The 24,712-nt window shown below is 34.7% G+C and carries 26 protein-coding genes; 8 read left to right on the top strand and 18 right to left on the bottom strand.

The window, feature by feature from the left end:
- The first annotated feature begins 46 nt into the window (after nucleotides 1-46).
- From ACLHG9_RS06600 to ACLHG9_RS06610, 3 genes are all read left to right on the top strand, one after another.
- On the top strand, nucleotides 47-2,869 hold the full coding sequence (locus tag ACLHG9_RS06600) for a hypothetical protein (protein WP_410220703.1): 2,823 nt from the start codon (nucleotides 47-49) through the stop codon (nucleotides 2,867-2,869).
- Between the two features lie 69 nt (nucleotides 2,870-2,938).
- Nucleotides 2,939-4,009: a hypothetical protein gene (locus ACLHG9_RS06605; protein WP_410220704.1), complete on the top strand. Its 1,071-nt coding sequence runs from the start codon at nucleotides 2,939-2,941 to the stop codon at nucleotides 4,007-4,009.
- Nucleotides 4,010-4,168: 159 nt separating this feature from the next.
- Nucleotides 4,169-4,891 (top strand): AAA family ATPase, encoded by a 723-nt coding sequence (locus ACLHG9_RS06610; RefSeq protein WP_410220705.1) that lies wholly within the window; start codon nucleotides 4,169-4,171, stop codon nucleotides 4,889-4,891.
- Between the two features lie 29 nt (nucleotides 4,892-4,920).
- On the opposite strand, the gene ACLHG9_RS06615 is transcribed toward ACLHG9_RS06610, so the two are convergent.
- Nucleotides 4,921-5,742: a DUF3307 domain-containing protein gene (locus tag ACLHG9_RS06615; RefSeq protein ID WP_410220706.1), complete on the bottom strand. Its 822-nt coding sequence runs from the start codon at nucleotides 5,740-5,742 to the stop codon at nucleotides 4,921-4,923.
- 3 nt (nucleotides 5,743-5,745) lie between these two features.
- Nucleotides 5,746-6,372 (bottom strand): hypothetical protein, encoded by a 627-nt coding sequence (locus ACLHG9_RS06620; RefSeq protein ID WP_410220707.1) that lies wholly within the window; start codon nucleotides 6,370-6,372, stop codon nucleotides 5,746-5,748.
- Between the two features lie 223 nt (nucleotides 6,373-6,595).
- Here ACLHG9_RS06620 and ACLHG9_RS06625 point away from each other — a divergent pair, with 223 nt between their 5' ends.
- The gene (locus tag ACLHG9_RS06625; protein WP_410220708.1) at nucleotides 6,596-7,792 is read left to right on the top strand and encodes a serine hydrolase domain-containing protein; all 1,197 of its coding nucleotides are present in this window, start codon (nucleotides 6,596-6,598) and stop codon (nucleotides 7,790-7,792) included.
- A gap of 89 nt (nucleotides 7,793-7,881) precedes the next feature.
- Here the strand turns inward: ACLHG9_RS06625 and idi are convergent, their stop codons facing one another.
- Genes idi through ACLHG9_RS06680 form a run of 11 tightly spaced genes read right to left on the bottom strand, consistent with a single transcriptional unit; the run spans nucleotide 7,882 to nucleotide 15,835 of the window.
- Nucleotides 7,882-8,421 (bottom strand): isopentenyl-diphosphate Delta-isomerase, encoded by a 540-nt coding sequence (idi, locus tag ACLHG9_RS06630; protein WP_410220709.1) that lies wholly within the window; start codon nucleotides 8,419-8,421, stop codon nucleotides 7,882-7,884.
- Between the two features lie 42 nt (nucleotides 8,422-8,463).
- Nucleotides 8,464-9,774, bottom strand: a complete 1,311-nt coding sequence (locus ACLHG9_RS06635) for a cryptochrome/photolyase family protein (protein WP_410220710.1) — start codon at nucleotides 9,772-9,774, stop codon at nucleotides 8,464-8,466.
- On the bottom strand, nucleotides 9,764-10,330 hold the full coding sequence (locus tag ACLHG9_RS06640; protein ID WP_410220711.1) for a lipocalin family protein: 567 nt from the start codon (nucleotides 10,328-10,330) through the stop codon (nucleotides 9,764-9,766). The genes ACLHG9_RS06635 and ACLHG9_RS06640 overlap by 11 nt, the downstream gene beginning before the upstream one ends.
- Nucleotides 10,314-11,015: a lycopene cyclase domain-containing protein gene (locus tag ACLHG9_RS06645; RefSeq protein ID WP_410220712.1), complete on the bottom strand. Its 702-nt coding sequence runs from the start codon at nucleotides 11,013-11,015 to the stop codon at nucleotides 10,314-10,316. The genes ACLHG9_RS06640 and ACLHG9_RS06645 overlap by 17 nt, the downstream gene beginning before the upstream one ends.
- The gene (locus tag ACLHG9_RS06650) at nucleotides 11,012-11,470 is read right to left on the bottom strand and encodes a sterol desaturase family protein (protein WP_410220713.1); all 459 of its coding nucleotides are present in this window, start codon (nucleotides 11,468-11,470) and stop codon (nucleotides 11,012-11,014) included. Before ACLHG9_RS06650 ends, ACLHG9_RS06645 begins: the two co-directional genes overlap by 4 nt.
- Before the next feature lie 4 nt (nucleotides 11,471-11,474).
- Complete coding sequence (locus tag ACLHG9_RS06655) at nucleotides 11,475-11,882, bottom strand: SRPBCC family protein (RefSeq protein WP_410220714.1); 408 nt, start codon at nucleotides 11,880-11,882, stop codon at nucleotides 11,475-11,477.
- A 56-nt stretch (nucleotides 11,883-11,938) separates the two neighbouring features.
- Complete coding sequence (locus ACLHG9_RS06660; protein WP_410220715.1) at nucleotides 11,939-12,400, bottom strand: hypothetical protein; 462 nt, start codon at nucleotides 12,398-12,400, stop codon at nucleotides 11,939-11,941.
- Nucleotides 12,397-13,233 (bottom strand): phytoene/squalene synthase family protein, encoded by an 837-nt coding sequence (locus ACLHG9_RS06665; protein ID WP_410220716.1) that lies wholly within the window; start codon nucleotides 13,231-13,233, stop codon nucleotides 12,397-12,399. Before ACLHG9_RS06665 ends, ACLHG9_RS06660 begins: the two co-directional genes overlap by 4 nt.
- On the bottom strand, nucleotides 13,217-14,710 hold the full coding sequence (locus ACLHG9_RS06670) for a phytoene desaturase family protein (RefSeq protein WP_410220717.1): 1,494 nt from the start codon (nucleotides 14,708-14,710) through the stop codon (nucleotides 13,217-13,219). The genes ACLHG9_RS06665 and ACLHG9_RS06670 overlap by 17 nt, the downstream gene beginning before the upstream one ends.
- A 9-nt stretch (nucleotides 14,711-14,719) precedes the next feature.
- A complete protein-coding gene (gene uraH, locus ACLHG9_RS06675) occupies nucleotides 14,720-15,130 on the bottom strand; it encodes a hydroxyisourate hydrolase (protein WP_410220718.1) in 411 nt (136 codons plus the stop codon).
- Nucleotides 15,131-15,172: 42 nt separating this feature from the next.
- A complete protein-coding gene (locus tag ACLHG9_RS06680) occupies nucleotides 15,173-15,835 on the bottom strand; it encodes a MarR family winged helix-turn-helix transcriptional regulator (RefSeq protein ID WP_410220719.1) in 663 nt (220 codons plus the stop codon).
- Between the two features lie 173 nt (nucleotides 15,836-16,008).
- Here ACLHG9_RS06680 and ACLHG9_RS06685 point away from each other — a divergent pair, with 173 nt between their 5' ends.
- Nucleotides 16,009-16,704 (top strand): type 1 glutamine amidotransferase domain-containing protein, encoded by a 696-nt coding sequence (locus tag ACLHG9_RS06685; protein WP_410220720.1) that lies wholly within the window; start codon nucleotides 16,009-16,011, stop codon nucleotides 16,702-16,704.
- Between the two features lie 9 nt (nucleotides 16,705-16,713).
- Complete coding sequence (locus ACLHG9_RS06690) at nucleotides 16,714-17,649, top strand: NAD-dependent epimerase/dehydratase family protein (protein ID WP_410220721.1); 936 nt, start codon at nucleotides 16,714-16,716, stop codon at nucleotides 17,647-17,649.
- A gap of 258 nt (nucleotides 17,650-17,907) precedes the next feature.
- Here the strand turns inward: ACLHG9_RS06690 and ACLHG9_RS06695 are convergent, their stop codons facing one another.
- The gene (locus ACLHG9_RS06695; protein ID WP_410220722.1) at nucleotides 17,908-18,432 is read right to left on the bottom strand and encodes a GNAT family N-acetyltransferase; all 525 of its coding nucleotides are present in this window, start codon (nucleotides 18,430-18,432) and stop codon (nucleotides 17,908-17,910) included.
- Nucleotides 18,433-18,448: 16 nt separating this feature from the next.
- Nucleotides 18,449-18,874, bottom strand: coding sequence for a MarR family winged helix-turn-helix transcriptional regulator (locus tag ACLHG9_RS06700; protein WP_410220723.1), 426 nt, complete (start codon nucleotides 18,872-18,874; stop codon nucleotides 18,449-18,451).
- Between the two features lie 178 nt (nucleotides 18,875-19,052).
- Between ACLHG9_RS06700 and ACLHG9_RS06705 the strand changes: the two genes are divergently transcribed.
- On the top strand, nucleotides 19,053-20,198 hold the full coding sequence (locus tag ACLHG9_RS06705) for a serine hydrolase domain-containing protein (protein WP_410220724.1): 1,146 nt from the start codon (nucleotides 19,053-19,055) through the stop codon (nucleotides 20,196-20,198).
- A gap of 33 nt (nucleotides 20,199-20,231) precedes the next feature.
- Here ACLHG9_RS06705 and ACLHG9_RS06710 read toward each other — a convergent pair whose 3' ends face one another.
- From ACLHG9_RS06710 to ACLHG9_RS06720, 3 genes are all read right to left on the bottom strand, one after another.
- Nucleotides 20,232-20,726 (bottom strand): SRPBCC family protein, encoded by a 495-nt coding sequence (locus tag ACLHG9_RS06710; RefSeq protein WP_410220725.1) that lies wholly within the window; start codon nucleotides 20,724-20,726, stop codon nucleotides 20,232-20,234.
- A 67-nt stretch (nucleotides 20,727-20,793) separates the two neighbouring features.
- Nucleotides 20,794-21,366 carry a YdeI/OmpD-associated family protein gene (locus ACLHG9_RS06715; RefSeq protein WP_410220726.1) on the bottom strand — a complete coding sequence of 191 codons (573 nt, stop codon included), beginning with the start codon at nucleotides 21,364-21,366 and terminating at the stop codon, nucleotides 20,794-20,796.
- 99 nt (nucleotides 21,367-21,465) lie between these two features.
- Nucleotides 21,466-22,671 carry a hypothetical protein gene (locus ACLHG9_RS06720; protein ID WP_410220727.1) on the bottom strand — a complete coding sequence of 402 codons (1,206 nt, stop codon included), beginning with the start codon at nucleotides 22,669-22,671 and terminating at the stop codon, nucleotides 21,466-21,468.
- Nucleotides 22,672-23,071: 400 nt separating this feature from the next.
- Between ACLHG9_RS06720 and ACLHG9_RS06725 the strand changes: the two genes are divergently transcribed.
- On the top strand, nucleotides 23,072-24,592 hold the full coding sequence (locus tag ACLHG9_RS06725) for a TlpA family protein disulfide reductase (RefSeq protein ID WP_410220728.1): 1,521 nt from the start codon (nucleotides 23,072-23,074) through the stop codon (nucleotides 24,590-24,592).
- The last annotated feature ends 120 nt before the right edge of the window (nucleotides 24,593-24,712 follow it).

The following is a 24,712-nucleotide window of genomic DNA, read 5'->3' on the forward strand; positions in this document are numbered from 1 at the left end:
CAGGCAAACTAAAAAATCTATAACTAAAAGCTTTAAAATAATTCATATGGCACAAATTCCACCAATTTTAGATGAGTATATTGATGAAGTCATAAAATCTTCAGGCGACTATGTGGCGACCAAAAACAAAACACAGGGAATAAAACTGCGCGAGCTGATTAAAAAGCTGCGTGATTATTTTGAACAGGAAATACCTAAAAGAACTTCTGATCTCATTAACGATTCAGATTTCGTAGTTCAGGATTTTCTGAAAGAGCTGCCTGAAGAAGGAAACTCTAAAAGGCCTTTTATCATTAGACCATTGGCTAATTTCGACCCTGATGAGGTATTTGGTACCAACGGACAGCCTGTACATATGATGCTTATTGCTACAGAAGAGGTAAATGGAAAGATTGTACCAGCACAGATGAAAATAGCAGATGGTGTAACTCCGTTTAAAGATTTAAAAAACTTAATAGCTGAAATAGATCTTTCTGGAAAAGAAGATATTAGTCATAAAGCAACTACTTTGACTGATCCAAATGATATTACTTATCCTACCACACAAGCTGTAAGTAATGAATTAACGAATAAAGCTAATTTGGTTGGAGGAAATGATTTCACAGGTAATCAAAAGATTAGCGATGGGGCTTCTAATTCAATTAATATAACAGCTAACGATATAATTTTGCGTAGTAATATTGATCAAAAAGTTAGCTTAATAAGTAGTAGATCATTTTCAGTTGTTGATGATAATTCGGGTAATTCTTCAGAATTAACAGAAAAAAGTTTAGAGATATTAGATAATATAAACAATGCTAGTCTGTTTTTTGGTCAAGGAAAACTAGAAATTTTCAGTAATAATATAAAAGTAAAATTAAGCTCTGATGCTTTAGAATTTACTAATCCTACTGGTTCAAAAAAACTAGTTCAAGGAGAGAATAATACTAATGTATCAGTAATCGCATTACCTGAAAATAATGGTACTTTAGCATTGACTTCTCAAATTCCAAATATATCGGGTAAACTAGATAAAATAACTACTTCAACTGCTAAAACTCAGTTATACGCAAAAAAAGCAGATGGATCTCAAGGGATGTTAGATGTAGATGCATCGGCATCGGGTTTAACAGAAACTGATACTTCAATTGCTACATCAAAACTGGTAAAAATTAAACTGGACGAAGTACTTAATCAAAAAGGACAGGCATTAGGATTGGCTACATTAGATAATACTGGAAAAGTACCTGTTTCACAGTTACCTGATGCTATTTTAGGATCTTTGCAATTTCAGTCGCAATGGAATGCTTCTACAAATACACCGGTAATTCCAACAGCTTCTGCACAAAATAAAGGACATTTTTATATTACCCAAACTGCAGGTGTTTACAATAGTGTTAGCTATAATGTGGGCGACTGGATTTTATCTAACGGGACAGGTTGGGAGAAAATATCAAACTCAGATACTGTTACTTCTGTGTTTGGAAGGATAGGAAATGTGGTAGCTGCTGTCGGAGATTACACTTCAGATCAGATACTTAATCAATCCAGCATTTTTGGATATTATATAACTGATGCTTTGGAACAATTAAATAATGATAAAGCAACCGATACTAATGTAGTGCATAAAACCGGAGATGAATATATTACTGGCAATAAGGTATTTGAATCAATTCAGATTGAGGCTGTTAAAATTACCGATGCAGTATTTCAACCAGGAGATGGTGACCCTGATGATATATATGACCAAAAATTACAAAGAAAAAATGGAACGATTGCCTTAACATCCGATATACCTACTCCTATAGATATAAGTGGCAAAGAGGATAAATCCAACAAGGCTATAAATCTAACTAGTCCTGATGATGTTAAATATCCAACCACTCAAGCAGTTTCAAGTGCCTTAGCTGTAAAAGCTAATGATGCAGATGTAATGCATAAAACCGGAGATGAAACAATTACTGGTGTAAAAACATTTACAAAAGCTGTAAAATTAGGTCAGGGGACCAGAACCTTTGATACTAGAAGAACCGCTGGAACACTATTTCCAGACCAAGCGACAATATTGACATATCCTAAAAATATGCAATATGGCTACGAAGCAATTGGTTCTAACGTAATCACTGGTGCTATCATGTTAAAAGTACCTCTATATGACCTGATGTTTTCTATTGATCTTTTAGTAGAGCATTGGTCGGCAACAGGTTCAGATTATTCATTCATTAAAATGAAACTTGATGGTTACAATTGGGGCGCTAACGGAACATGGGCATTAGGTAATGCGACTATTATTGATGGATATGGACATTTATTAACAGACTTTAAAAATAAGAATGTAATATTTGGTAAGATTGCAGAAAATTCTGGTAAGGCATTTACGCCAATCATAAAAATAGGTGAAGTTACTGATACTTATAGTAATGTTGAACTTAATATCATTGTTGAAAGAATTACCATTAATAATGATAAATACAATAACGCTGCCGACGATTATCTGTCAACAAGGATGTACACAAGTGCAGATTTGCCTACCATAACTACTGGATTAAATAGAACAGTACAAGTAGCTAACTGGTTGAATTTACCAGCATCAGAAACAATAGCTACAACTTCCGATATACCTAAGATGATGGTGGTTACAGCTACAGCCGATGGTAATATTACCTATTCATTCCCTCATGGCTTGATTTATACCCCAACAATGGTAGTTGTTACGGCAAATAGTGATGGTACTGCATTTAATGGAGAAAAAGGAGCTCCTTTAACAAGTTCTGCTAAAATCAATGGTGCTAATATTGATATAACCATAGCAGGTGTAAGTGTTGTTTTTGGTGAGAATGTCGGCCCTGAATTTGGTTCGGAACTTAAATGGACTGTTTGGGTTAAATAAATGCCTCCGGGTTTTTCAAAATAAAATGATTAATGTACATCCATCAGTTTAACTAAATATTAATACGCAATGTCAACATGTTTTTTAGGACCTCCATTCAGCATCATCGGGAACAGGTTTCTGCCAGAAGATATTTTTAGTTTCATCTTGGAATTTGATAATCCCTCAGACCAAGACGGAATTCTCGCTTATGAATGGTATTTGGATGATGTTCTGCTGATAGATGAGAAATCAGATCAGATTACCTCAAAAGCTTCATCTGGTAAGCATTTTATAGGTGTACGGGTTTTAAATAATTTAGGGTGGTCTGGTCTTAGAAAGTATGATTTTTATACAAATGTTACACCTGATTTGTTAGTAGTTGAAGGTCCGGTTAGCGTGAACGAGGGAGATGTTGCCACTTATGAGGCTTATCTTCATTTTGGAAATCAGGAAGTAGTAAGGGTTACAGATAAAGCAACTTTTAGCATCAATACCGGAGGTATATTTGATTCTAATGTGTTAACGACTTATAACGATGTAGCCAGCTTTGAAGATAAAAATGCAATAGTTACAGCCTCGGTTTACAATGTGTCTGGAACTAAAAATTTAACCATATTAAATACAACCAAAAAATATCCTGCTGTATTGGTAGTCGATATTTTTGATGTAAGTGCTTTAAATGTAGGAGCTTTAATTGCAAATGCGAATGTCAATAATGGTCAGGTATTGGCGTATACGGGTAATAATTTTATACCGGCAAATGTTGCACCAAATGACGCCCTTATTTTGGCTTCTGATTATATTAATAACGGTAGCTCTTTAAAATGGAGATTTCAGTTCAACATATTAAAGATTGTTAATCAATATCCTAATATAAAAGACTTTGTTTTTGAAGTGAGGGCAAGATCAAATTCTAGCAGAATTTTATATGGGGCCTATGGATTAAAAACTTATGATGCAAAAATGGTTATGTATGGCGCACCAGGTTCTTTTATTCCAACGGTAACAGGAGGTGGTAATGTTGGAGGCCCTGTCAATTATCAGACTTCGGTAAGTGCTGGTGCAAATGGTAATTACAATAAAGATTACTTGCCTACTATTCTTAAGTTTAACTTCAATGTTCAGAATTCCATTCTAACTGTAACAAAGAATAGTTAGAGAAAATCATAGGATCATTAAAGCCTCTTTACAGTAAAGAGGCTTTATTTTAAATCACTTCCCAAACTTTTTTGTAACGGCCACATATAACCTGCAAATCAAATCTTTGGGATAGCACTTATTTATAGATATTTTTGCTGCATTTAAAGACCTAAAAGAATGAATGTTTTAGACCTGATCATCAACGACAAAGAAACAGTAGCCTTAGAGGATGTTTTTCTGCATAAGGAAAATCAACTGAGCATTGCGCAACTGATCAAAGAATATAAATATTTAAATGAGCTTACGCATTATGGATTACCTGTAGATAATAAGATTTTATTGGAAGGGAACTCAGGCTGCGGTAAAACCATGACCGCTAAGGCTATTGCCCATAAACTGGGTAAAAAAATATTGGTGCTCAACCTCAGTAACGTAATCTGCTCTCGCATTGGCGAAACATCGCAAAATATTAAACAGGTATTTGATAAGGCTGCAAAAGAACAGTCGGTTTTATTTTTAGATGAATTTGATCAGATTGGTAAGGCCAGAGGAAGTGAAGATAAAGATGTAGGAGAGATGCGAAGATTGGTTAATACCATTATTCAGCTGATCGATTATTTTCCAGCTAATGCTTTACTGATCTGTGCTACCAATCATCCCGAAATTATTGATGTGGCTTTATTGAGAAGATTTCAATTGCGCATTCAGTTTGAAATGCCAAATGATACGGTTTTAGATAAATATTATGATAAGTTACTGGCTCCTTTTCCTGAAAATGTACAGCAGATCCAACGTAAATATGCCATTTCTTTTGCCGAAGCCAAAGATTACATCTATACCGCAGTAAAATCTATATTGATTGAAGAATGGGAGCAAAAAGAAAATAGTATAGCCGTATGAACAGATCGTTATTATTGGAACGAATCTCTTTAGCCCATTGCCATCCTCATTGCAACTCCGATCATTGCAGAAGTAGCAAAACTAACCAGAGTTCCCACTAAAATATATTCAGTCTTTAATTGAGTATTGGTTTCTTTTTCGCTAAATCTTAAAATTGATTTGGCTGTCATGAGAAAACCAATAGCAGAATATTGTTGCATAAGCACAAAGGTTAGAATGAGCACCCGTTCACATATGCCAATCCATTTTCCGGCACTGGCTAATCCAACGCCGTGATCTTCATTACTTTTGGTAATGATAGAAATTTCTTCTGTAAGCTCCTCATTTGATTTTTCTGTTTCCTGACTTTCCAGACGGGCTATCGCTGCTTGCCTTTTTTCTCTGCCGATCTGGTCTCGCCATTTCTGCGTTGCTTTTCCAATAATGATACCTAATGGAAAACTCACAAAAGTATATCCGGCTGTAATGATCCAGAATCTGCTAGTTCCGGTAACCGTCTCTATAAATGGGCATATTTCAGTCCATTTGTTTTCTATAGATAACCAAAGTATTACAATCACCAGTAAATGGGCTATCTGGTCTGCTATAAAATAACTGAATTTATTCTTATCTGTTCTTGATTTGAGGTAGTCTATAAGCAAATGAGAGCTAAAGATAACTATGGGAATTACCCAGTTACTGTATAACCCCGATAAGATATAAGCTATAAGCGTAGTAATGAGCACATGGAGATAAAGTTTTGAAGATCTGCCTCTTTTTTCTTCACGGTCGGTTACCCAACTTTTAGGTTGTAATATAAAATCGGTAAGCAGATGCGCAACGAGCAATCTCAGAAGTAAATTTATTTCCATTTGTTATTGTACTAAGTTGGCAATATATTTTATGGCAGGTTCAAATTCTTTCCATCCCGCAGATTTTAATCTACTGTTAACCGAAGGTTGAGATAGAGAAAGCGCTTCTGCGGTCTCTTGCTGGGTTTTACCTTCAAGTAACAGAAAAATAACTTCTGCCTGTGCAATTGTCCAGTTAGCTATATATCTATTAACGAAGTTAAGGATAATTTCAATTGCTTTATTCTTGGCAACATCATTGGTGTGAACAGCTAAAAACTGTTCATCCTTCATGGTATCGAAATGTCTTCCCGAAAGATGAAATGCCTCGCCATCTGAGTTGAGTACATTTTTACCGAGGTAAGAAATTTCTCCAATACCTATGGATATTCTTGTGCTTAAAAATACTTTATTCTTTTCGTCTGAGTGCTTCTTAAACCAGCAAATGAGCTGTATGCTTTTGGTTATGGCTTCTAGCGTATCATTAAACAACACTTGATAGCTATCGCCCCTAAATATCTCTGCATTTCTCTTTTCTTTGATCCAGGTTTTGAGCAATACCTCAGTTTCTCTAATCAAATCTTTTCTTTTGGACGGAGACAATTTGGTAAAATTAACAATATCTCCTGTCATTACAGCTTGTGTTTTCATCAGCTTAATGCTTAAATAACTGTAAATATAGAGTTTTTGTTCTATAAATGCAAATTATAGTATTTTTGCTCTATAATGCATTTTATAGTGTTTTTGATTTATAAAAACAAGGAATTGAAAGGTTTGATTCTTAAGAACGAAAATGACAGGATCAGGTAATTCCATACTTTAATTTCGATCAAAATAACTAAATTGTAAACCAAAATCACTTAATTTATTGGTAATGAAAACTATACAAGGTGTTTTAGTCCTGTTTTTTACGTTTTGTTTAACTTTGTTGTATGCTCAACAGCCAGATAAGGGTATTAAAGCTAAAATTGAAAAAGTAGAAAACGCTCTCAGCCCATCGGTTATTAAAGGAAGCGATCAGGTACCCAATAACAATATTCTTGATAGAATGCGACAACTTAATGTAAAGGGAGTGAGCATTGCCGTAATCAATAATTATAAAATAGAATGGGTAAAGGCCTATGGCTATGCAGATGAAGAAGAAAACAGAAAGGCTGATATCAATACCTTATTTCAGGCTGCTTCTATAAGTAAAAGCATTAACAGCCTTGGATTTATGAAATTGGTGCAACTCGGAAAAATAGACCTAGACAAAGACATCAATACTTATCTTAAAAGCTGGAAATTTCCTTACGACAGTGTTTCTAAAAACAAGATCATTACATCCAGAAATTTATTAAGCCACTCAGGTGGATTGGGTGTTTCGGGTTTTGCAGGTTATGAGAGAACAGCCACGATACCTGATATTGTACAAGTCTTAAACGGAACTTACCCAGCAAATTCTAAAGCTGTTCGTGCTATAAAAGAGCCGGGAATTGCTTTTGATTACTCGGGTGGGGGCTCTGTGATTGCCCAGCTTATCCTTATTGAAACCGCTGGTAAGAAATATGAGGATTTTATGAAAAAAGAAGTTTTTGAGCCTTTGCAAATGGCCCATAGCGTATATACGGTAAAAAATGATACACTAAATATTGCTTCAGGCTATTACGCTGATGGAAAAAAAGTAAAAGGGAAATACCATTTATACCCGGAGTATGCTGCGGCCGGACTTTGGACCACACCCACCGACCTTGCAAAATATATGATCGAATGTCAACTGGCCTTACAGGGCAAATCGGCAAAAGTTCTGTCTAAGAAATATATGGAAGAACGCTTTCAGCCTGTGGTTGATTACGATAAGAGCAAAGTGGCGCTTGGGGTATTTCACCGATATAAAAACGGAGCCTATTATTTTAACCATAACGGAGGTAATGAAGGTTTTACCTGTGCATCTTACGGAAGCCTGGATAAAGGATATGGAGTAGTAGTTATGACCAATAGTAATAGCCAGGAATTAATGCTCGAAATTTGTAACAGTGTTGCCAGAGTTTACAATTGGGATCGCTTTTTTGTTCCTCAGTTTAGTAAATAGCCGTTATATTTAGAAAATATAGAGATTTTGCTCTATAACTTGTATTTATAGAGTTTTTATTCAATAATAAAAGAGAAATTTTATCAAAATCAATATTTTGTTAATAACATTTCATGTTTAATGTTAGAAATAACTTTAGGTAAAGCCGCTTTAAACCAATAAGTGTAAACCTCTGGATTGAGATTTATATCTTCAAGAACTTTGTTCAGGTTCATCCATTTATAGTCTTGAACTTCTTCTTTATTGATAGTTGGCTCATCATCCGATAAACCGATAAAAACATGGTCATATTCATTTTCTATCAAATTATTTTCAACCTCTGCTTTGTAGATAAAAGAATAGAGAAACTTTAGGTTGCATTTTAGCCCCATTTCATACTTTAATCTCTCTTCTGCACCCATTCGCATATCTTCATTTAACTGAGGGTGGGAGCAGCAGGTGTTTGTCCATAATTTGGCACCGTGGTATTTGTGGGCGGCCCGTTGCTGCAAAAGTAATTCTCCTTTGCTGTTAAAAATAAAAACTGAGAACGCTCTGTGCAATAAACCTTTTTGATGAGCCTCTAATTTGTTCATTTCGCCTAATACCTGATCGTTTTCGTTTACCAGTATAACTTTATTTCTTTCCATTATTATCGTTAAGGTTTTATTGTGTGTTAGAGGGGATTATTTTTAGATTGTTTTGGTATTAACCAATGCTTCTCCATATATTTTTAACGCTCTTTCTCTTGCAAAACTATGCTCAACTATGGGCTTTGGATAATTACCGCTCCCAAGTTCAGGAACCCATTTTTTAATGTAGCTTAGGTCTTTATCGAACTTCTCGGTTTGAATTGCAGGATTAAACACCCTAAAATAAGGAGCAGCATCACATCCTGAACCTGCAGCCCATTGCCAGTTTCCGTTGTTAGCCGATAAGTCATAATCATTCAGTTTTTGGGCAAAATAGCTTTCTCCCCAACGCCAATCTATCAGCAGATGCTTACATAAAAAACTTGCTGCAATCATACGGGCACGGTTGTGCATATATCCCGTTTCGTTTAATTGCCGCATTCCGGCATCTACAATAGGAAAGCCTGTCTTTCCATTGCACCACAGCTCAAATTCTTTATTGTTGTTTCGCCATTTGATAAAATCATACTGCTTTTTAAAAGATTCATGTACCACATACGGAAAATGATAGAGAATTTGCATGAAAAACTCTCGCCAGATCAATTCAGAAAGCCATGTTTGATTATGTTTTACAGCAAAAGCAACGCACTTACGAATGCTAATTGTACCAAATCTGAGTGCTGTGCCCAATTGACTTGTATTTTGCATTGCAGGATAATCCCTAAATTTATCATATAAGTCTATAATAGCCGGGTTTAATTTAGGACTTTGAAAAACCATATCTGTTTTTTCAAAACCGATTTCTTTCAAGGAAATAATTTCTGAAAAAATTGATTTATAGAAATTTCTGAAATCGGCTTTAAAAGATGTATAGCTTTCTGTACTGAGCTTTTCTTTCCATTTTTTAGAATATGGGGTGTAAACCGTATAAGGCGTTCCGTCATTCTTTAAAATATCATTCCTATCAAAGATTACTTGGTCTTTGAGAGCTCTAAAAGAGATATTATTTTCTTTTAAAAAATGATAGATTTCTGTATCACGTTTAATAGCGGACGGTTCATAATCGCGGTTACAGAACACAGCTCGAATATCAAATTCATCAATCAGGATTTTGTACACATCAAGTGGTTTTCCGTAGAAAGTTTTTAAGGCTGAGCCCCACAATTTTAGTTCTGAATTGATGTGAGATAATGCCTGATGGATATAATCTACTCTTTTATCTTTTTTGCTTGTTAATTTGGCCAATATATTAGGGTCGAAAATAAAGACGGGTACTACGGGCAATCCTGAAGAGAGTGCATGATGTAATGCAGCATTATCTTCTAGCCGTAGATCCCTGCGAAACCAGAACACTGCAACCTTATTTTTCATTAAGATAGGGATTATTGTTCTTGTTGTGTTCTACCCAAATTAGTTTTGATATATCATAACCCAGTTCCTTGGCAATCTGAAGGTATTTAGTCTTTATTTTTTCGGGAATACTTTTTTCTCTCGATAAAATCCATAAATAATCCAGGCTTTTACCAGCTACCAGGGCATATTGGTAATTATCATCTAAGGAAATTACATTATATCCCGAATAGAAAGGACCAAAAAAACTTACCTTAAGGGCAGCAATATTTTTATCGCCTCTAAACTTTGCTAAGCCTTCGGCTTTTTTCCATTGGTTTTTTTTAAAATTATAACCGCTGTTCAGCACAATTACATTGCCATTTTTATCTAAGCTATATTGCGCAGAGGTATTGTCTAAATCTTTTTCAAAACGAAAATCAAATCGTGCTATTTCATACCAAATACCCAAATAGCGATTAACATTAAAATTGTGGACGGGTTTTGCGTTTTGGGGTATAGATGCACATGAATTTAATATAATTGCAATGCCTGCGATTAGAACGATAGAGGTAACTAATTTATGCTTTGTTTTCATAGTGTTTATGTTGAAAGAGTTTAAAAAAGTAAAGTACCCATACAAATTGACTATAGCCATATACGGCATCTTCAATGGGTATAGTAAGTATTCTTATCCCTAAGAAATCATTAGGATTATAGTTTACAATAGGGGCATTTAATCCCGTGCCTGTAAGTACCCCATTAACCGGAAAAAAACCTAACATTAATACGGTATAAACCAAAGAAGCTTTTCCTATCCAGTTTGCACGGGCAATAAAGTGCAGATAGATTAATGTTGCTATTGTAATGATTGCTGTTACAAGTGTATATATTTTATCATGATGCAATAAGGCTATAACAGAACAAATAATTATACTTACAAAAACAATAATATTGTTAAAAGCATTTAGCCATTCTAATTTGAAAAACTGATCAAAACAGAAATACGTAAAAACACAGGAAAAAGGAATGAATATGAAAAACAGGCACTCCTCTATGGGCAAGCCCATCAATGTAACTCCTAATGTATAATTGGTGTTGAACCACCAGACACCTTTTTGGGTAAACCAAACATCCCATGCTATGAAGGGTATAGCTACAATTATAGCCGCTTTTAGAAAAGCCCCAAAATGTTTGTTAAACAGAATTCTCTTATCAAAAGAAGCAATGAAGCAAATAATAACCGTAAAAAACAATATTAGGGAGTAGGTATATGCCATCATTTTTTTGCGCTAAAGTATAACCTGAAATATTTCATAGGTACAATTAAAAAACCAAAGCATTCTCCATCCTCTTTGCCGGTATGTTTGTGGTGTTGTTTATGTGCTCTGCGTAAGGCTAAAAAATAGGGGTTTTTGGTACGGGAAAAATATTTAACTCTTTGGTGTATAAAAACATCGTGTACAAAAAAATAGACCATTCCATACAGCATAATTCCCAATCCGATAAAAAATAAATAATTGAAATCTTTTAATGAACCCAAATACATAAGAACAATGGTGGGCAATGAAAATAGCACAAAGAAATAGTCGTTTTTTTCAAGTAAGCCTACATTGCTGTGATCATGGTGGTCTTTGTGCAATACCCATAAAAAGCCATGCATAACATACTTATGAATAATCCATGTAGCACATTCCATTAATATAAAAACAACAAGTACAATTAAAAAGTTGATCATTTTGCTATTTTTTGTTAAATATTTCTTCTAAGATTTCATAACGGTAATTAAATATTTTAGCTAGCTTATTTTTTACCAGAAGCCAATGGGCTATGGTTCCTAAAATTCCTAGAGGCAGCTCATAATCTACGGTATCTTTCATTAATACTCCTTTTTCATTTACCACAAATTCGTGGTAATGATTCCAGTACTTATATGGACCATTTTCCTGAAAATCTGTAAAGCTTTTGTAATGATTAACTTGAGTGATACGTGTTTTCCATTTCAGTGGAATTCTTAATAGGGGAGAAACGGTATAGTCAATGATCATTCCTTCAAAAATTGGTTCATTCTTGTATTTTGATAAAACCGTAAAACCCATATCTTTTGGTGTGATCTTGGAAAGGTTCTGTGGCGATGAGAAAAAGCCCAAGCGGTATCTATATCACAATTCAATTGCTGTTCTCTATATAATTGATACTTCATCACTCAATCTTTTAAAAGCGTTTCTATGTTTTTGATTACGGCATCTGAGCTGATCTTTGTTCGATGTATTTTTAAAAATTCCTCATCTTCTTTAATATTTAGGTTATAACCTAAAAAAAACGGAGCGTTCTTCTGAACTGAAAATCTTATAAACCTAGCTTCTACATTATCAGGATCCTTAAGAATTGCTTTTTGAATGTTTTTTTTGCCTTTGTTAAATGTTCTCAGCTTTTCAATAGGGTTAAAGGTATGATTTGCCCAAATGGTCTGGAACCCACCCAGATAAGCTAAAAAAATGGGGTCATTATCTTGTGATTTTAAAATTTCAATCATTTGCAAACACAACTTTTTATCAGTTACAGCTATTTTGTAATTATCCCTCAGTTCATCAAGGTCAATCCTGTTTGCCTGGGCAGACACCTGAATTAGAAATATAAACATTAAAATGCTGGTAATTTTCATCATAAAAAAGCAACTTTATAGCGTAAATAACTTTTAAAGGCTACAAATACCTTTTGCGAATTGGGTATCCTGATTCTATTTTCTAAGATTTCCTTTGATGATTTATTCTTTATTTTATCAAATAGGGAAAGATAATATTTATAAGCCAGATACACCCCGAACATAGATGAATTAGGTAGTTTTTTGATCCCGATCAGGGCTTCTTTAAATTCCGCTTCGATTTCTTTTTCAATCTGGTTTTTTACATGGTTATCAAATACGTGCATGTTAATATTAGGGAAATAGGTTCTTCCCAGTATTTGATAGTCATCTTTTAGGTCTCTTAAAAAATTTATTTTCTGAAAAGCAGAACCTAATTTCATGGCATAAGGTTTTAGCTGTTCATACAGTTCTTTATTACCTTCGGTAAATATCTGCAAACACATTAAGCCTACCACTTCTGCCGATCCGTAGATGTATTCATTGTACATTTCTGAATTGTAGTGAGCATTGTACAGGTCCATTTCCATACTATGAAGAAATTGTTCGATCAGTTCCCTGTCTATACCATACCTGTTAACCGTTTCCTGAAATGACTGTAAGATGGGATTTAATGAAATATGTTCTGCTAAAGCAATATCTGTTTCAATTTTTAGCCTTGCTAACAAACCTTTTTTATCAAAATCGTGAAAACTGTCTACAATTTCATCTGCCAGTCTTACGTATCCGTAAATTGCATAAATAGCCTGTCTAATTGAGGGTTTTAAAGCCAATATGCCCAACGAAAAACTGGTGCTGTATTTTTTTGTTGTTTTCTTGCTTACATCGTAAGCAAGTTCATCAAATAATTTTTTCATAGTTTTTGATTTTCAGATTATCGATTTCTTTAGCTACTATTTTACCTGAAATAATAGAAGGAGGTACTCCGGGACCCGGTACAGTTAACTGACCGGTATAAAACAGATTATTTACTTTCTTATTCTTGATTTTAGGTTTAAGAACCGCAGTTTGGTTTAGCGTATTGGCAAGTCCGTAAGCATTGCCGCCATAAGCATTGTAATCAGAAACAAAATCGCTTACACAATAGCTTTTTTTATATTCAATTTTAGAAATAAGCTTTGTAGCTCCCGTAAGACTTTCTACCCTCGAAAGCATTTGATGTAGATACTTTTCTCTTATTTCCTCCTCATCATTTATTCCTGTGGCCAGGGGCATCAACAGAAATAAATTCTCGCAATTTTCTGGTGCTGTGCTTTGATCTGTTACAGAAGGAGAGCAACAATAGAACAGTGGATTTTCAGGCCATTTCTTATTGCCGTAAATGCAATCAATATGTGTGTCTAAATCATGCTCAAAAAATAGCGTATGATGTTTAAGGTTTGGTATTTTTTCTTTAATACCCAAGTAGTAAATTAGGCAAGAAGGGGCAAAGGTTCTGTTTTTCCAATAACTTTCATTGTAATTTCTTAAGTTTTCTGGGAGAAGTGTTTCTGTATGATGATAATCAGATGAGGCAATTACTGCATCAAATTCATAATATTTCCCATTAATGCTGAGCGATGTTATTTTATTGTTTTTGGTGTTTATTTTTTCTACGTTATGGTTGAAGTGAAAAACCGCTCCCTGGCTTTCGGCAACTTTTTGCATTGCCAAAACCAGTTGATAAAATCCACCTATAGGGTAATGCGTACCCAGTGCATATCCGCCATAATTCATTAAACTGTACAATGCCGGAATGCTCTTGGGCGAAGCTCCCAAAAATATTACCGGAAATTCCATTAGCGTTCTTAGTTTCTGGCTTTTAAAATATTTAGCAACATAGCTTCTAAAATTGCTTAACAAATCTAGTCTTAAGGCACTTTTTGCAATTTTAGGCGATATAAATTCCCGCCAGTTGTGGCATGGTTTGTTCACAAAATCTTTCATGCCAACTTCGTACTTAAATTTTGCCGATTGCATAAATTGATCTAGCTTTGCACCAGATCCCCGCTCTGTTTCTTCAAACAGTTTTTTTAGATCATCATATTTTTCGGGTATAGCAATTTTTTCATCATCAAACACTATTTCAAACTGTGGGTTTAAAGAAATTAACCTAAAGAAATCAAATGTTTGATGCCCAAAATCAGAAAAGAAACCCTCCATAATATCAGGCATCCAGTACCAACTAGGGCCCATATCAAAAACATAGCCTTGTTTGGTGTTAAACTGTCGGGCCCTACCGCCGGGCTGGGAGTGTTTTTCAAAAACATGGACCTCATGACCAGCCTGGGCAGTGTAAGCTGCAGCCGAGAGACCGGAAAATCCCGAACCAATTATAGCAATGCGTTTTTTCATTTTTAATTATCAATTTCCTTTATAAGTAGAATAACCAAAAGAACTCAGTGTAATAGGTACATGATAGTGCTGCTTGTCTTTGATTATAAAAATAACTTCGATCCAAGGATAAAAACTATCTCTGTGCTGCGAAGTAAAATAAGCTGTGGTTTCAAAAACCAGTTTGTAAGTACCTTGATTATTCATCTTACCATAAGGCAAGAAATCTCCTACGCGTCCATCTGAATTGGTAGTTTTTTGGCTCACTACTTGCCAAGTCTTATTGTCTGAAAATTTTTCTAATCTAATCGTAACACCAGACGCAGGTTTACCCGTAGTTATATCCAGAATATGACTGGAAAGTTGGTAAAGTTCATTCTTTTGAGCAAAAAGTTTAGAGCTGGCAAACAAGAGAAAGAAAAGGATAATAAAGTTTTTCATTTTTATATTTTATTTATTTTAAACTTCTGTGCTTTTCGACCACTATCTGTTTTTAGTCAATTGAATAGCTTCAAAAAGAAGATTTTCCGGTCCGATATTTCTGTCATAAATAGGCTCATGGAAATCATTTAACTTGTTTAAAAGCCTTATTAACTCCATTTTTTCGGTATGTGTCAAATTTCCGGTTACAATTGTTGTAGCCTGACGAATTTTGTTCATTTGTTTTTCTAATACTTCTAACCCTTTTTCTGTAATAGACAGAACTTTACTTCTTTTATCGGTTGCAGATTCAGTCTGTTCAACCCATTTTTGGCTGATTAAACGATTGATGATTTGCATTCCAACAGGCTTTTCATGAACATTCTTTTTAATGAGATCCGTTTTAGACATTGAACCAAATGCCTTAAGATTAATTAAGTAGATAAAATCTTCTTGTGTAGAAAAATCAGAATCATGTATGGCTGATTTGGAATATGATTTGGCATACCTGTTCATGTGCACAATCAAGGTGTTGATCACACTTTCTGCGCTTCTTCCGTTTTCTTTTCCTTCCCAGTAAGGTTCTTGTTTCTTGCAGTTATGATGAGACTGTGCGATCCAACTTTTAAATCCTTCAATATTATGTTTATATAAGCCTTCAACAGGGTTTTCTGTTTCAAACTGCTCTAATAAACCAATTACATTTTTAGCAAGTTCATAATTCATTTCTGTATTTTTATATACAAATATATTATTTATATTTATTTTTAGTATATTTTTATACTAATAATGGGCTAAATTTGTTTGAGCTTGGTCCTCTGTTTTAAAATTCTATTGTTAAGCAATTGCACTTACCTAAAAACAACCGAACTTTATGATATAAAAAATGTTAACAGAACATGTTAAAGCTATTAATTGTAGTAACCAGCGCAAGTACGTATGCTGATCATAAGCTTAAAACCGGATTGTGGTTAAGCGAGCTTACTCATATCTATCACAATGCTATAGAAAATGGATACGACATTACCATTGCAAGTCCAAACGGAGGAGATACGCCTATAGATCCCGAGAGTTTGAAACCTTTGGTGCTGGATCATATTTCAAAAGGTTATTGGAACAATACCAATTTTAGGGATTTGCTACAACATGCCAAGAGCTTACAAGAGTTAGCAGACCAAGAATTTGATGGAGTTTATTTAGCTGGTGGACATGGTACCATGTACGATTTTCCAGATAATGTGCTGTTGCAGCATATCATCAAAAATCATTACGAAAAAAATAAAATTGTAGCAGCCATTTGCCATGGTGTAGGTGGATTGTTAAACGTTAAATTATCAAATGGAGAATACATGATTAAAGCTAAAATCTTAACAGGTTTTAGCTGGTTAGAAGAAAGTTTGGCAAGGCGTAAAAAGAAAGTGCCATTCAATTTAGAAGCAGCTTTAAAAGCGAGAGGTGCTGATTATAAGAAAGCCTTTATTCCTATGACCTCAAAAGTACTAACAGATGGTAAGTTAATTACAGGTCAAAATCCTTTCAGTTCAAAAGAAATGGCAAAGGTGGTAATAGAAGAACTTAAAAAATTTCATAAATAGATCAGGTAAATGCAAACAATATTGGGCGCCAACGGGCAGATAGCCGAAGAATTGGCCAAAGAACTCAAACTAAATTATACATCAGATATTAGATTGGTAAGTCGTAAACCTAAAAAAGTTAACGATACCGATACTTTGTTTGCTGCCAATTTATTGAATAGTAAGCAAGCAGATGAAGCTATAAAGGGTAGTGATATAGCCTATTTTACCTTGGGACTGCCTATGGATAGCAAGATGTGGGAAGAACAATTTCCGTTAATTATGCAGAATGTAATAACGGCCTGTAAAAAGCGTGGTACTAAGCTGGTTTTTTTTGACAATACCTATATGTACCCGCAAAATGATGCAGTATTAACCGAAAAAAGCATATTTGAACCTGTAGGAAGAAAGGGAGAAGTAAGGAAAAAAATAACCAATATGCTGCTGCAAGAAATGGAGCAGGGAGATATTGAAGCAGTAATTTGTCGTGCACCAGAATTTTACGGACCGGGCAGAACCCAGAGTATTACCAATACCTTTATTTTTGATGCCATTAAAGCCAACAAGAAACTAAAAGTTCCTTTAAGTGATCATAAATTAAGAAGCCTGATCTGGACACCTGATGCCAGTAGGGCAACCGCCTTGATTGGCAATACACCCGATGCTTACGGGCAAACATGGCACTTGCCAATTGATGAGAATAGGGTAAACTATCAGCAATTTATCAAATTGGCATCAGAAGTTTATGGAAAAGAATTGAACTATGTGGTTATCCCAAAGTTTGTATTTAGTATCGGAGCTCTTTTTAGCCAACGTGCAAAAGAATTGCAAGAGCTTTTGCCAAGATATGCGCACAATAATATTTTTGATGTTTCTAAATTTAAAAACCGATTTCCTGAATTTAAGACCACAACCTATAAAGAAGGGATAATGCAGATCAAAGCTGAGACCCAAGAAATTGTTTAGCATAGAATTATTTGTCATGCAGAACTTCCTCACATTCTGCTGAACTCGTTTCAGCATCTACCCAAAGAAAATTATAGACCCTGAAATAAATTCAGGGTGACGCTCTGTTTTATAAGGGAAATAAGAAACCGTCATGCATAACCTCCACACCTCATGCTGAATTTATTTCAGCATCTAACCGAAAAAATATAGACCCTGGAACCAGCTCAGGGTAACGTTATAATTTCGAGGTATTGTTAAGTGAACAAAACCTATGAATTAGATGGTTTTCCGCATTCTAACAATTTCTAATTTTTCGCCATCAAATAGTGGTTCCACAATCTCTTCAACCTCCAAAAAGCCCATCGCCTTGTAGAGTGGCATACCGGGCAGGGTAGCCCCTAATTCCATACTTAAAAAGCCATGCCTTTTAGCTTCAGCTTCGCAGTATTCCATAATTTGTCTGCCAATTCCTCTTCTGGCATAATCAGGGTGTACAAAAAAAGCCCTGATCCTCGCCGCATCTGTTTTAGGATCAAGTAAAGGATCCTCCAATTCTTTATGCTGATCACCACCATATAAAGTGTTGCGCATGCTCCAGCCCCCACAACCGGCTATTGATCCATCGATTTCAGCAATGTAGTAAGTATGATCTCTAATCAATTGCGTATCTATGCCAAAAATATATTTAAGTGCACTTTCAATCTGATTAGATGTATAATGTTCTGTACTTAAGCCTCTTACTGAAAGATTTAACAGTTTTTCCAATTCTGGGATATCTTTAAATGTAGCTAAACGTATCATGTTAATGAGGTTTTATTTATTTATCGAGGATTTTAACGATCGAATTCATGTGCAGAACAAGTTTGTTGACATCCTCTCGAGTCAGATTTTTTAATAATTCTTCTATTTTGCTATCTGTTAGCGCATTGAGCAGATTCAATTCGGTTATTCCTTTTTTTGTAAGCTTTATCTGACTGGCCCTCGCATCTTTTGGAGACTTCGAGCGGGTGATCAGTTGGTCTTTTTCAAACTTTTTCAATACTCTGCTCAGATAGCCTTTGTCTATAAGCATAGTATCTATGATTTCAGATGTATCTTTTTTTTCTGCTATTGATATTTCAAAAAGTATCCTGGCTTCTGTTAAAGAATAACCTGTTTCAAGATAACCTTTATCCAATAAACCTATGATGTGGGTATAATAACGATTAAATGCCCTGATACTATCTACGCTTGATTTTGCCATTTTGCAAGATTTATCATAATTACTATAGCTAAAATAATAAAAATGTTGACTAAGTCAACTGTTTTTTTAGGATTTCAATTGGTTTATATCAAAATCATTGCAATCGAAAAAGGTAAATTTACTTTGAAAAAGAAAGGCTTTTATGTAGTATTGTGTTAAGCCTTAAATGGTTATATACATGAAGTCACATTATTTTAAAATCCTTACAGTATTTGTCATTTTATCGCAGTATTGCAGCGCTCAACAGACAGAAGCTAAATCAGTAATTAAGAGTAATAATCCTTTAAAGACATCTCTTGATAGTTTAGTTCAGCGGGCAGCTGAACGTTATTTGAATTTTCCTGCAACGGTTGATCTTTCTATAGGAATAGTGAAAAATGGAATACAGCATCAATACAGCTTCCATCGTGGCGAAGGTAATTTAATTCAGAGTAATACTTATTTTGGTTTGGGTTCTGTTGCAAAAACTTTTGTAGGAATTATGCTTGCTCAGGCAGTTGTTGAAAAGAAAGTAAAGTTAAGTGATGATATCAGGAAATACTTGCCGGGCAAATACCCTAATTTACAGTATCAAGGACATCCGGTAAGATTGGTAGATCTGGCCAATCATACTTCGGCATTGCCAGCCATGTCGCGAGATTACAGCGATAAATATTTGGATAGCATTTCTAAATTAGAACCTAAGGCATTCAGACAATTTTATAGCGTTTATACGGCCGATAGCTTATTTAAAGATATGCATCACTTTACACTCGATACCATTCCCGGGACCAAATACCGATATAACGGAAATGCGATGATGGTATTGATCGCTATTTTGCAGCGCGTTTACCATATGCCCTATGATCAGCTAATTGCTTTGTTCTTGAAGACGCAAATCGGAATAGAGCATACCAAGACCCGGCTAACAGCAGATGAAGAAAAACGACTTTTAATAGGCCATGATGAAAACGGTAAAGCATTAACCTTTATTCCTGATAATGGTTTCAGAGCAGCACCCTCAATGTTTTCAACGCCAGCTGATATGCTTAAATATGCTGCTGCTAACTTAAATAATAAAAATCCTGCAATTAACCTAAGCCATAAAGTTACGTTTACAAAACCTGATGGCATGAGCATGGGGTTGAGTTGGATGTTAGGTAAGGAAGACAATGGCCTGCCTTTTATCATGCATACAGGTAGGGATGGGTTTGGTTTTTCTTCGTTATGTTATCTTTATCCTGATCAGCAAACAGCTGTTATTATATTGGTAAATGATAGTACTGGGCAAGAAAGGGTAGCAGATTTAAAAGATGAACTGGTCTCTCATATTTTAAGGTTATAAACCTGAAAAATAAGCTGCCAATTGTGCTGAGGTTTAACCAAAAGTTCTTTCTAAAACCTTTGGAAGCTTCTTTTTTAACTGTTTTTTCCAGCCAGCCTGCATGATCAAACTAACGATTACAAGTTTTAACCCTTTGTAGCCCGAATGTTCTAAATATAGTATTGTTCCCCCACAAGTTGGCTCTAAAGTAAAACTTAAAACGGTATCTAATTGGGTAAATATTCCTTTCGTTAATTTGTCCGCCTGATCAGAATGAATACCGGCACAGGCCAGTGCTTTTTCGCCTGTAGCTTCACCACGATAAGTGTAGGAAATGTATTTCTGTGGATCAACGGCAATGATCTCGCAATGTGTTATTCCGTCCCAACCTTTTTGGGGTTTCATCCTGAACGTGAAATAATGTCCCGGCGTTGGTTCAATGTTGTTCTCCATAAACCAGCCGCCTAAAAGCTCGGGGCATGTTAATGCCTGCCAAACTTTTTCTTGGCTATAAGGTAAAACCGTTTTTAGTTTTATTGTCCGTGTCATTTTCAGAGCAATAATAAGCTATTGAAGAAAAGAGAACAAATCTAAAAAGAAAGCCTTGTTTTTTAGATTAAAATTGTTTAGGTTTTTTGCTTTGTCCTGCAAGCTCGGCAATTTCATCTATGCGCTTTTGTCGGGTTTCGGGGCGTTTGGCAAGCACAAGCCATTGCAGCATCATTTTTTTGATGCTTTTGCTCAAGCTTAGAAAATAATCTTTAGCGCCCTCATATTTGCTGAAAGCCTCTTCCAGATCATTTGGGATGATCAATTCCTCAACTTCGTCTAAAATTGTCCACGAACCGTTTTGTTTGGCAATTTCAATAATATCAAGTCCCGCTTGCGCCATCAATCCACTGTCAATAAGTCGCTTAATTTTTTCTTTATTGATTTTAGACCAAGTGCTCTTAGGTTTTCGTTTACTGAAAAACTGATGAGATGTTTCTTCATCAATTTTGATTTTCTTGCTGTCTATCCAGCCAAAACAAAGTGCCGTATCCACCGCGTCGCTCCAGGTAATAGATGGTTTTCTTGATGATTTAACATAAAAAACAACCCATACATCTTTTTTTGAAAGATGGTTTTTTGTTAACCATTCACGCCACGCCGCAATGCTTGCAGGATAAAATATTTCAGTTTCTTGCATTTGTTAGTTCAGGACTGTTTTGGGTTTATGTTTAAAGATGCAAAAAATCTTTCATACCAGCATGAAGTGCGAAAAGCATATAATACTAATACTACACTTTTATTTTTTATATACCTGCATCAGAGCTTCATCTTTTCCTTCTATGTAGTTTTTAATGGAATAATTCACAGCAATATCAGGTTTTAATGGCCCTTTTTTCCCTTTCCAGGTTTCCCAATATCTGGTAGAATAGGCCATCACTATTTTAGATTTGGGTAAGCTAAATCCTCTTACCTCGCCATAATGGTTAATGTTGCCACTGGTAGGCTCGCCAATTAAAAAGGCATTTGTATTTCTTTTTAGATTAACGGCATTCATTACCGCCGAAGAAAAGGTTTTTTTGCCGATCAATACAAAGAATTTATTTTTTTGGTTGAGGTAACTATCTTTGATTTTTTCTATAAACGGACTTAAAACCCCCGAATTTCCGCCGCTGTTGTAACGTAAGTCCAATATGATTTTTTTTGGGGCATACTGGGTTATAAAGGCAAACAGATCATCATTGAACTTTGAGAAGGGGAGGTCTTGTTCTTCTTGGCATTTATTATAATTTAAATAAAGGACTTTTTTGTCTGTATCATAATCAAACCAGTAATTTCCTTTACCTTTTTTAGATAATAAGTTAGAGTGGGAAAAAACTAATTTTACATTGGCAATATTGTTACTTTGAACAGCTGCCAATTTAATTTTAACCTGCTTGTCGTTTTTATCAATCAAGGTAAATTCTGCTTCCTCATCAGAATCAATGATACCCAGACCCTTTAAAAAAGAAGGATTATTAATGTAATGAAGGAGATGGTCATCAAAGTAAGACTGATTTTCGCTTTGAATAACTTCTTTGAATAAAGAGGTTACATTAGCTGTGCTTTGGTTGTTGATAGCGATTAATTTGGCTTGCAGAAGATTTGAATTGGCTTCATCTATACCTGTTACGAAAAGTCCTTCTTTAAAGAGTTCGAATTGAATAGGAAGAATTTTAGTGAACTTTGCTTCAACAAAAGTATGTTCATCTCCAATGCTTACCATAAGCTTAAAAAGTTCGGCAGTAAAGGTTTCATAATTTAAGGAGCCGGCTTTGTTTATAATGGTATCTACCTTGGTTTCGAAATTTGGTTGCGTGATTTTTGCAAAAAGGTTGGTATGCTTAACGGGTAATGTTTTTTTGAGAAATTCAAGGTCTTCTATAAAATCGGCTTTTGATAAGGTTTGTGAAAAGCAGGTATGGCCAATCAGTACAAAGAGTGTAAGAATAATCGTTTTTTTCATGTTCAGTTAAATAGTTATTGTTACGAGCTGGGATATATCATGAAAAGACAAGTGTTTTTTTGAAATGTTGCATCAGAAAGCAAATGATTAGGAGTATTATCCCCTTTAAGGGATTATTGTTAGTGTATAAGGAAAAGTGAACTATATGTGCTAAAATTTCACATATTTGGATATCCATGTTTAAATGTCGAAGTTAGTAATAACTTAAAACTTATGTTCATAACTACTTAATGGTAAGAAGAGGTATGATGAATGCCATTTCACATATAAAAATATCGAATACTCCGGGCGTTTTAATTCGCAAATGGCCTCCGAGCTGTATTGCTCAACACTGTTATAAATAATAAACTAATCCTAATAGGTTTATCAAAGACCTGTTAAAACTTAAATCAATCTTTTTATGTTCAAAAAAATACACTTATACTTTTATTGTGTTTTTTGCCTTTTGTTCTTGTTGTCAAGCCGTCCATCTGCTGATAAGATTATAGATATCCCGATTATAAAATCAGGTGCGGCCAAGATAACAGGGAGTATAAAAAGCCCAAATATTACCAATAAGGATAGTGTTTTTGTTGAGGTTATTGCTCCACAACCAATTTCCGGAGAATATGTTAGATACAAAGCCTTAATTGACCAATCGGGTAAATTTTCTGTGGATGTTGATGTTGAAACACGTATCTCGCTGGTTATTATGAAAATAAGCTTAGACCCGGAGAAGTCGCTTTTCGTTGAATTAACAAGTGGGGGGCTTACCAATATTAATATTACCTATAATTCAGATGATGGAATCAAAAGCATTGAGACAATACCGGTAATGAATAAGAACGATATAACCGAAAGTTATGAGGTTTTTTTTAAAATGATCGGATATAAATCAGGTAGGGTACCAGAAGTTCTATATAATAAGAGTACAGACTATTTTCTGAATTACGCAAGAAACATTTTATCGGAAAGACTAACAATTGTAGATAATGATACATTGCTATCAAAAGAATTAAAAGAAGTACTATCAAAAGATTTTCGCTTAACGCTATATAAGTTACATGTCTTTGATTATGAAGAGGAGATGATGGTCAATTACAGGAATACAGGGGGAGATAAAAATAAAAAGCCTGATATCCAAAAGATAGATAGGTCATATTTTGGTTTCCTGAAAGATTTTAAACTTAATGATCTGCAATATTTACAATGCCCTACGTTTTTAGAATTTCAAAATAGAATTCTACAAAATGAAGTATTGAACCTTCCTGAGATTGGAGAAAGTGACATCTCTATTTGGTTAGCAAATGTAAAAGTTATCTTATCGGATTTAGTGGGTTTCAAAGATGGGCCTTATTATGATATTCTAGCAGCCAATGTCTATGCTAAACAGCTAAATGAAGAAGTAAAACCCTTAACAGAAAAGCAAAAAGAGAATATTATCAAGTATTGGAAAAATGGAGAAATTGCCAAAATACTGTTGCGAAAAAACCAAAAGGTTGCCGAATTAGAAAAGTTCAAAATACCGGTGGTGGTTAACGAAATACCTTTGGTAGCTAAAGATAAAGTTATTGAAACAATTTTATCAAAATATAAGAATAAAGTTGTTTTGATTGATTTTTGGGCGACATGGTGCGTACCTTGCTTAAACGCAATGGAACAGTTTAAAAGTGCAAAAAAAGACCTCCTGAATCAAGATGTGGTTTTTGTGTATCTAACAAATGGTTCTTCTCCCAAAAAGTTGTGGAAAGAAAAAATTAAGGGAATAGGAGATGAACATTATTACCTCACAGATGATCAGTGGGAATATATCATGGATTATTTTGAATTCGATGCCATTCCATCATATTTGTTGTATGATAAAAAAGGAGTACTTGCCAATAAATTTACAGCTTTCCCGGGAAATGAGAAGGTAAAGGGTATGATTAAATATTTATTGTAAAAATGAGCAAATTCTTTTTCTTCAGTATTCTAAGATGATTAGAAGGATAAGGAGACATAGTATTCCTTATATAATCTGTTCTTTTTAACTGAAATCTTAAATTTTTACTTTAATTAATAG

The organism is Pedobacter sp., from assembly GCF_046462515.1.
Taxonomy (GTDB): domain Bacteria; phylum Bacteroidota; class Bacteroidia; order Sphingobacteriales; family Sphingobacteriaceae; genus Pedobacter.

Coding starts and splice junctions, on each gene's coding strand:
- ACLHG9_RS06625 (WP_410220708.1), top strand. CDS start 6,596: ATGAAAACTATACAAGGTGTTTTAGTCCTGTTTTTTACGTTTTGTTTA.
- ACLHG9_RS06650 (WP_410220713.1), bottom strand. CDS start 11,470: ATGATCAACTTTTTAATTGTACTTGTTGTTTTTATATTAATGGAATGT.
- ACLHG9_RS06700 (WP_410220723.1), bottom strand. CDS start 18,874: ATGGCAAAATCAAGCGTAGATAGTATCAGGGCATTTAATCGTTATTAT.
- ACLHG9_RS06665 (WP_410220716.1), bottom strand. CDS start 13,233: ATGAAAAAATTATTTGATGAACTTGCTTACGATGTAAGCAAGAAAACA.
- ACLHG9_RS06680 (WP_410220719.1), bottom strand. CDS start 15,835: ATGAATTATGAACTTGCTAAAAATGTAATTGGTTTATTAGAGCAGTTT.
- idi (WP_410220709.1), bottom strand. CDS start 8,421: ATGGAAAGAAATAAAGTTATACTGGTAAACGAAAACGATCAGGTATTA.
- ACLHG9_RS06715 (WP_410220726.1), bottom strand. CDS start 21,366: ATGCAAGAAACTGAAATATTTTATCCTGCAAGCATTGCGGCGTGGCGT.
- uraH (WP_410220718.1), bottom strand. CDS start 15,130: ATGAAAAACTTTATTATCCTTTTCTTTCTCTTGTTTGCCAGCTCTAAA.
- ACLHG9_RS06600 (WP_410220703.1), top strand. CDS start 47: ATGGCACAAATTCCACCAATTTTAGATGAGTATATTGATGAAGTCATA.
- ACLHG9_RS06615 (WP_410220706.1), bottom strand. CDS start 5,742: ATGGAAATAAATTTACTTCTGAGATTGCTCGTTGCGCATCTGCTTACC.
- ACLHG9_RS06720 (WP_410220727.1), bottom strand. CDS start 22,671: ATGAAAAAAACGATTATTCTTACACTCTTTGTACTGATTGGCCATACC.
- ACLHG9_RS06670 (WP_410220717.1), bottom strand. CDS start 14,710: ATGAAAAAACGCATTGCTATAATTGGTTCGGGATTTTCCGGTCTCTCG.
- ACLHG9_RS06620 (WP_410220707.1), bottom strand. CDS start 6,372: ATGAAAACACAAGCTGTAATGACAGGAGATATTGTTAATTTTACCAAA.
- ACLHG9_RS06695 (WP_410220722.1), bottom strand. CDS start 18,432: ATGATACGTTTAGCTACATTTAAAGATATCCCAGAATTGGAAAAACTG.
- ACLHG9_RS06605 (WP_410220704.1), top strand. CDS start 2,939: ATGTCAACATGTTTTTTAGGACCTCCATTCAGCATCATCGGGAACAGG.
- ACLHG9_RS06645 (WP_410220712.1), bottom strand. CDS start 11,015: ATGATGGCATATACCTACTCCCTAATATTGTTTTTTACGGTTATTATT.
- ACLHG9_RS06690 (WP_410220721.1), top strand. CDS start 16,714: ATGCAAACAATATTGGGCGCCAACGGGCAGATAGCCGAAGAATTGGCC.
- ACLHG9_RS06660 (WP_410220715.1), bottom strand. CDS start 12,400: ATGATGAAAATTACCAGCATTTTAATGTTTATATTTCTAATTCAGGTG.
- ACLHG9_RS06685 (WP_410220720.1), top strand. CDS start 16,009: ATGTTAAAGCTATTAATTGTAGTAACCAGCGCAAGTACGTATGCTGAT.
- ACLHG9_RS06610 (WP_410220705.1), top strand. CDS start 4,169: ATGAATGTTTTAGACCTGATCATCAACGACAAAGAAACAGTAGCCTTA.
- ACLHG9_RS06725 (WP_410220728.1), top strand. CDS start 23,072: ATGTTCAAAAAAATACACTTATACTTTTATTGTGTTTTTTGCCTTTTG.
- ACLHG9_RS06710 (WP_410220725.1), bottom strand. CDS start 20,726: ATGACACGGACAATAAAACTAAAAACGGTTTTACCTTATAGCCAAGAA.
- ACLHG9_RS06705 (WP_410220724.1), top strand. CDS start 19,053: ATGAAGTCACATTATTTTAAAATCCTTACAGTATTTGTCATTTTATCG.
- ACLHG9_RS06635 (WP_410220710.1), bottom strand. CDS start 9,774: ATGAAAAATAAGGTTGCAGTGTTCTGGTTTCGCAGGGATCTACGGCTA.
- ACLHG9_RS06640 (WP_410220711.1), bottom strand. CDS start 10,330: ATGAAAACAAAGCATAAATTAGTTACCTCTATCGTTCTAATCGCAGGC.